Source organism: Streptomyces albidochromogenes, assembly GCF_005981925.1.
GTDB classification, from domain to species: Bacteria; Actinomycetota; Actinomycetes; order Streptomycetales; family Streptomycetaceae; genus Streptomyces; species Streptomyces albidochromogenes.
Genome location: NZ_VBVX01000048.1, coordinates 22703 through 29532 on the forward strand (window position 1 = coordinate 22703; position 6830 = coordinate 29532).

Consider the following 6830-nt stretch of genomic DNA (forward strand, 5'->3'; position numbering starts at 1 on the left):
CCCCGGCCGTACACCCAGCGGGGCACAGCTCGCCGGAAAAGGAAGCTCGAGGGGAGCACCAGTGAACGCGCCGTACGACGGTGACCGTGGACAGGGCGCGAGTGACACCGCGCCCTTGCGGGGCGTGCCCCCGGAGCACCCGGCAACGGGCCATGTGCCGTCGCCGCAGCAGCCCGAGTCCGCACCGGACCCCTACGCCGCCCCGGACCCCTATGTCCAGGACGCCTACAGTCACGACCCGTACCGCTCCCAGGACCCCTCCGCGCAGGATCCGGTGACGGAGGCGCTCTACGACCGCGCCTCGCACCCTCCGCCGCCGCCCGGTACCTACCAGGAGCCGCAGCCGCTGTACCAGCAGCCCGCGCCGGCGCAGTACGCGCCGGACCCGCACGTGTGGGCGCAGACCCCGCCGCCCGAGCCGGACGGTCCTTCGCGGCTCCTTCCGTACGGGGACGACCCGACGACCACCGAGTTCGTCGGTGTCGACGACCTGGTGACCAGGGCGGGGGAGGAGATCCCCGAGCAGCCGGACGCGTTCGCGCACCTCTACCGCGACCAGCAGGCCCCCGGGCAGCCCGCTCCCACCGCCGCACCGGAGCCGGCCCCGGCTCCCGCGCCGCCGAAGAAGCCCGCCGGCCGGGCGGCCAGTGTGCTGAAGTCGAGCGCGCTGATGGCCGCGGGCACCCTCGTCTCGCGCCTCACCGGTTTCGTACGCAGTCTCGTGATCACCGCGGCGCTGGGCGCCGCCCTCCTCGGTGACACCTTCACCGTGGCGTACACGCTGCCCACGATGATCTACATCCTCACCGTCGGCGGCGGTCTGAACTCGGTCTTCGTGCCCCAGCTGGTGCGCGCGATGAAGAACGACGAGGACGGCGGCGAGGCCTTCGCCAACCGTCTGCTGACGCTCGTCATGGTGGCCCTCGGCGTCATCGTGGCCCTCGCGGTGTTCGCGGCTCCCCTGCTGATCCGTCTGATGTCCGTGTCGATCGCCGACAACGCGGCGGCCAACAGCGTGGCCGTCACGTTCGCCCGCTACTGCCTTCCCACGATCTTCTTCATGGGCGTGCACGTCGTCATGGGGCAGATCCTCAACGCCCGAGGCAAGTTCGGCGCGATGATGTGGACCCCGGTCCTCAACAACATCGTCATGATCGCCACGTTCGGCCTGTTCATCTGGGTGTACGGCACCTCCGCCGAGTCGCAGATGGGCGTGCAGACCATCCCGGACGAGGGCATCAGGCTCCTCGGCATCGGGACCCTGCTCGGCCTCACCGTGCAGGCGCTGGCGATGATCCCGTACCTGCGCGAGACCGGGTTCCGCTTCCGCCCGCGTTTCGACTGGAAGGGCCACGGGCTCGGCAAGACCGTCAAGCTCGCCAAGTGGACCGTCCTGTTCGTCCTCGCCAACCAGGCCGGCGTCCTCGTCGTCACCCAGCTCGCCACCGCGGCCGGCAAGGCATCCGGCAAGGACGGCGCGGGCTTCCTCGCCTACTCCAACGCCCAGCTGATCTGGGGCATGCCGCAGGCCATCATCACGGTCTCCGTCATGGCCGCCCTGCTGCCCCGCATCTCGCGGGCCGCGCACGACAACGATCCGGGCGCCGTCCGTGACGACATCTCGCAGGGCCTGCGCAACTCGGCCGTCGCGATCGTCCCGGTCGCGTTCGCGTTCCTGGCGCTCGGCGTCCCCATGTGCACGCTGCTGTTCGCGTCCACCGGCCACGAGGGCGCCCAGGCCATGGGGTTCATCCTGATGGCCTTCGGTCTCGGCCTCATCCCGTACTCCGTGCAGTACGTCGTCCTGCGTGGCTTCTACGCGTACGAGGACACCCGCACGCCGTTCTACAACACCGTCATCGTCGCCTCCGTCAACGCCGCCGCCTCGGCCGTCTGTTACGTCGTGCTGCCCGCCCAGTGGGCCGTGGTCGGCATGGCTGCCTCGTACGGCCTGGCGTACGCCATCGGCGTCGGCGTGGCCTGGCGGCGGCTGCGCAACCGACTGGGCGGCGACCTGGACGGCACGCACGTCCTGCGCACCTACGCCCGGCTCTCCGGTGCCTCCCTGCCGGCGGCGATCCTCGGCGGCGCCGCCGCGTTCGGCATCATGCGGGTCCTGGGCAGCGGAGCGCTCGGGTCGCTCACGGCCCTGGTCGCGGGAGGCATCGTGCTGCTGGGAGTCTTCTTCCTCGCCGCGAAGAGAATGCGGATCGTGGAACTCAACGCCATGGTCGGCATGGTGCGCGGACGCCTCGGCCGCTGAGCGGCCCGGCGGCCCCGCACAACCATCACCGGCCGCCGCGTGTCGTGCATAGCGCCGGACTGTGGGCACAATTGGCATGGCTGTTCAACAGCGCGCAACGGATGGGGAGGCAGGAACGACGGTGGCGGAACGTAGCACGGCTGCCGTCGACGTGGCAGACAACAGCGGTGACGAACCGCTGGCCGCCAAGGCGGACAAGGCCACGGCCGACGGGGTGGCACCAGCCCAGGAGTCAGCGGACGAGAGCAAGAGCGACGCGGACGGCGACCGTCCGGGCGCCGAACCCCCCATGGCCACGCCCGAGCTGCACAGCGGGCACAAACTGGCCAGACGTTACCGGCTCGAAGAATGCGTCACCCGTCTGGACGGTTTCAGCAGTTGGCGGGCGGTCGACGAGAAACTGCGCCGTGCCGTGGGCGTGCACCTGCTGCCCGCGGACCACCCGCGGGCCAGGTCCGTGCTTGCCGCGGCCCGCTCGTCGGCGCTCCTCGGAGACCCCAGGTTCGTGCAGGTCCTCGACGCCGTGGAGGAGAACGAGCTCGTCTACGTCGTCCACGAATGGCTCCCCGACGCCACCGAGCTGACGGCCATGCTGGCCGCCGGACCGCTCGACGCCCACGAGGCGTACCAGCTCGTCAGCCAGATCTCCCAGGCCATGGCCGCCGCACACCGCGAGGGCCTCGCCCACCTCAGGCTCACCCCCGGCGCCATCCTGCGAACCTCCTCGGGCCAGTACCGGATCCGCGGCCTGGCCGTGAACGCCGCCCTGCGCGGCATCACGTCCGACCGCCCGCAGCGCACCGACACCGAGGCGATCGGCGCGCTGCTGTACGCTGCCCTGACCCAGCGGTGGCCGTACGAACGGGACGCCTACGGCCTCTCCGGGCTGCCCAAGGGCGTCGGGCTGATCCCCCCGGACCAGGTACGGGCCGGCATCCACCGGGGCCTGTCGGAGCTCGCCATGCGGGCCCTGGTCAACGACGGCGCCACCGCCTCGCGCCAGGAACCGCCGTGCACCACCCCCGACGAGCTGGCCAAGGCCGTCGCGGCGATGCCCCGCATCCGGCCCCCGGAGCCGACCTTCACGGCGCTGCCGGAGTACCAGCGCACCACGTACCAGCAGGGCACCTACGGGCGGCCGGGCCCGCACCTCGGCGCGACCGCTCCGCAGGCAGTCACTCCCGTGCCGCCCCACCCCCTCCAGAGCCGCACCGGGAAAGTCCTCAAGTGGGGCGTGGCCGCGCTGCTCATCGCCGCCCTCGGTCTCGGAAGCTGGCAGCTCGCGGACACGCTCCTGGACCGCGGCCCGGACTCCGGCGACACGAAGTCCTCCCAGCCGAGCGACGACGAGGCGCCCAAGAAGCCGGACCCCAAGCCGATCGCCGTCTCCGACGCCACGGTGTTCGCCCCGAACGGCGACGGAATAGCTCCGGAGAGCGTTCCGAACAGCATCGACGGTGAGACCAGCACGGCCTGGATCACCGGCGAGTACCACGATTTCGCCAACTTCGGCAATCTCCCGCAGCGCAAGGACGGCAGCGGGATCATCGTCGACCTCGGCAGCGTCAAGGAGGTCTCCGCCCTCGACATCGACATGTACCGCAGCGGGCAGACCGTCGAAGTGCTGGCCGCCGGCGAGGACGCCTCGGACCCGGCCGCCCTCTCCGACTTCTCCGAGCGCATGACCGAACGCGAAGTGGCGGAAGGCAAGCTCAAAGCCACGCTCGACAAGCCGGTCCGTACCCGGTACATCCTGGTCCACATCACGTCTCTGCCGTCCGACGGATCGCCCGACCGGTTCCGGGGCGGCATCTCGGAGATCAGGGTCTCGGGCTGACCGGTACACCAGGGGGAGGGGGCTCACCATTGGACGACGCCGCGCTCAGCGCCACAAGCGACCAGGACCTTCTGGCCGCCCACGTCACAGGCGACCCCGACGCGTTCGGTGAGCTCGTACGGCGCCACCGCGACCGCCTGTGGGCCGTGGCCCTGCGCACGCTCGGCGACCGCGAGGAGGCCGCGGACGCCGTCCAGGACGCCCTGGTGTCCGCCTACCGGGCCGCGCACACCTTCCGCGGCCAGTCCGCCGTCACCACCTGGCTGCACCGCATCACCGTCAACGCCTGCCTCGACCGGGCTCGCAAGGCGGCGTCCCGCAAGACCGCACCCGTCGACGACCCGGAGCGCCTGGACCAGCTCCTGGAGCCCCACGAGTCCGCCGAGGCCCCCGCGGAGCGCCAGGACCTCCACAGGGAGCTGATCGCGGCGCTCGCCACCCTGCCCCCCGAGCAGCGGGCCGCGCTGGTCCTGGTGGACATGCAGGGCTACCCGGTGGCCGAGGCCGCCCGCGTGCTCGACGTGCCGACCGGGACGGTGAAAAGCCGATGCGCACGCGGCCGGGCCCGGCTGCTGCCACTCCTCACCCATCTGCGCGCCGACAACAGGGGTAGCGGAGACCTCGAGGGGGGAAGGAACCGGACGCCCGGGGCATCCGTCCCACCGGCGTCGGGACCAAAGGATGCAGGACCAACGGATGCGGGACCAAGTGATCCCGCTGCTGTGAAGGGCGGAGGTGGGCGCGCATGACATCGACGGCCGGCACGGCTCAGCACCCGGACGTCTCGGAGATCTCCGACCTCGCCGAGGGCCTCCTCCCGCCCACCCGCACGGCGGACGTACGCCGGCATCTGGACGGGTGCGCGCTGTGCGCCGACGTACAGACCTCCCTGGAAGAGATCCGCGGACTGCTCGGCACCCTGCCGGGACCGCACCGGATGCCCGCCGACGTCGCGGGCCGGATCGACGCGGCCCTGGCCGCGGAGGCCCTCCTCGACTCCACGTCGTCCGACGACGAGGGCGCGCCTGTTTCACGTGAAACAACGCCCGCTCCGCACCCCGCCGATCCCGCCCCCGCCGACCGACCGGCCGGGCACCCCAGGGCCATCACCGGGCCCGGCCGCAGCCGGTCGAAGCGCCGGCGCCGCGGGGCCGCCATCGGCGCCGTGTTCACCACGGCCGCCCTCGGCATCGGTGTACTGCTGATGCAGCCGCTCGAAAGCCCGGACAGCAAGGACGCCTCCGCCGACCGGGGAGTCAGCGCGAAGAAAGCAGGGCCCACGTTCTCCGCCACCGCACTGGAGGACCGGGTACAGGGCCTCGTCGCCCAGCAGCCGAAGTCGCAGGGCGAGACGACCGAGGACGCCCCGTCCATGGGCATCGAATCCCACACTCCCCTGCGCGGGACCGACGTACCCGTGCCTCCCTGCGTACAGGAAGGCACCGGCCGGGCCACCGCGCCGCTCGCCGCGCAAGAGGGCACGTACGACGGCAAGCGAGCCTTCCTCCTCGTCCTCCCGCACACCACCGACGTCACCCGCGTGCAGGCGTACGTCGTCGACGCCGCGTGTGAGGGAGCCGCTGCGCCCGCCAAGGGTGAGATTCTGCTGACACGGGCCTACCCCCGCCGTTGACCTGAAGCCCGAATGGGGCCGGACACCTCGGGAATGCATGCCCCGTAGGATCCGTTGGGTGGGGTGAGAGTCCTAGACAGGCCCCCAATAGGCAGCAGGCAGTCCGCAGAGACGAGGAAACAACCCGTGAGCGACGTCCGAAACGTGATCATCATCGGCTCCGGGCCCGCCGGCTACACCGCCGCGCTGTACACCGCGCGTGCGTCGTTGAAGCCGCTGGTGTTCGAGGGCGCGGTGACCGCAGGCGGTGCTCTGATGAACACCACCGACGTGGAGAACTTCCCGGGCTTCCGCGACGGCATCATGGGCCCCGACCTGATGGACAACATGCGCGCCCAGGCCGAGCGCTTCGGCGCCGAGCTCGTTCCGGACGACATCGTGTCCGTGGACCTCACCGGCGACATCAAGACCGTCACCGACACCTCCGGCACGGTCCACCGCGCCAAGGCGGTCATCGTCTCGACGGGCTCGCAGCACCGTAAGCTCGGCCTGCCCAAGGAGGACGCGCTCTCCGGACGCGGCGTCTCCTGGTGCGCCACGTGTGACGGGTTCTTCTTCAAGGACCAGGACATCGCCGTGGTCGGCGGCGGCGACACCGCGATGGAGGAAGCGACCTTCCTCTCCCGGTTCGCCAAGTCGGTCACCATCGTTCACCGCCGTGACACCCTGCGCGCCTCCAAGGCCATGCAGGAGCGCGCCTTCGCGGACCCGAAGATCAAGTTCGCCTGGAACAGCGCCGTCGCGGAGCTGGAGGGTGACCAGAAGCTCGCGGGTGTCACGCTGCGGGACACCAAGAGCGGTGAGCTCACCCCGCTCGCCGTCACCGGGCTGTTCATCGCCGTGGGCCACGACCCGCGCACCGAGCTGTTCAAGGGCCAGCTGGAACTCGACGACGAGGGTTACGTGAAGGTCGCCGCCCCGTCGACCCGTACGAACCTCACCGGTGTCTTCGCCGCCGGTGACGTCGTCGACCACACCTACCGGCAGGCCATCACAGCGGCCGGCACCGGCTGCTCGGCCGCACTCGACGCCGAGCGCTTCCTCGCCGCTCTGGCCGACACCGACAAGGTCGCCGAGCCCGAGAAGACCCCGGCGGC

At 71.2% G+C, this 6830-nt stretch carries 5 protein-coding genes; all 5 read left to right on the forward strand.

The features are described from left to right. The first annotated feature begins 61 nt into the window (after positions 1 to 61). Positions 62 to 2263 carry a murein biosynthesis integral membrane protein MurJ gene (murJ, locus tag E2E34_RS09505; RefSeq protein ID WP_208765189.1) on the forward strand — a complete coding sequence of 734 codons (2202 nt, stop codon included), beginning with the start codon at positions 62 to 64 and terminating at the stop codon, positions 2261 to 2263. Positions 2264 to 2384: 121 nt separating this feature from the next. Next, complete coding sequence (locus E2E34_RS09510; protein WP_138901455.1) at positions 2385 to 4100, forward strand: protein kinase family protein; 1716 nt, start codon at positions 2385 to 2387, stop codon at positions 4098 to 4100. Positions 4101 to 4129: 29 nt separating this feature from the next. Then, positions 4130 to 4849 carry an RNA polymerase sigma factor SigM gene (gene sigM, locus E2E34_RS09515; RefSeq protein ID WP_138901456.1) on the forward strand — a complete coding sequence of 240 codons (720 nt, stop codon included), beginning with the start codon at positions 4130 to 4132 and terminating at the stop codon, positions 4847 to 4849. Then, positions 4846 to 5733 (forward strand): RsmA family anti-sigma factor, encoded by an 888-nt coding sequence (locus tag E2E34_RS09520; protein ID WP_138901457.1) that lies wholly within the window; start codon positions 4846 to 4848, stop codon positions 5731 to 5733. Before sigM ends, E2E34_RS09520 begins: the two co-directional genes overlap by 4 nt. A 126-nt stretch (positions 5734 to 5859) precedes the next feature. Then, positions 5860 to 6830 (forward strand): thioredoxin-disulfide reductase (gene trxB, locus E2E34_RS09525; protein WP_138901458.1); only part of this gene is annotated, 971 nt, incomplete at its 3' end.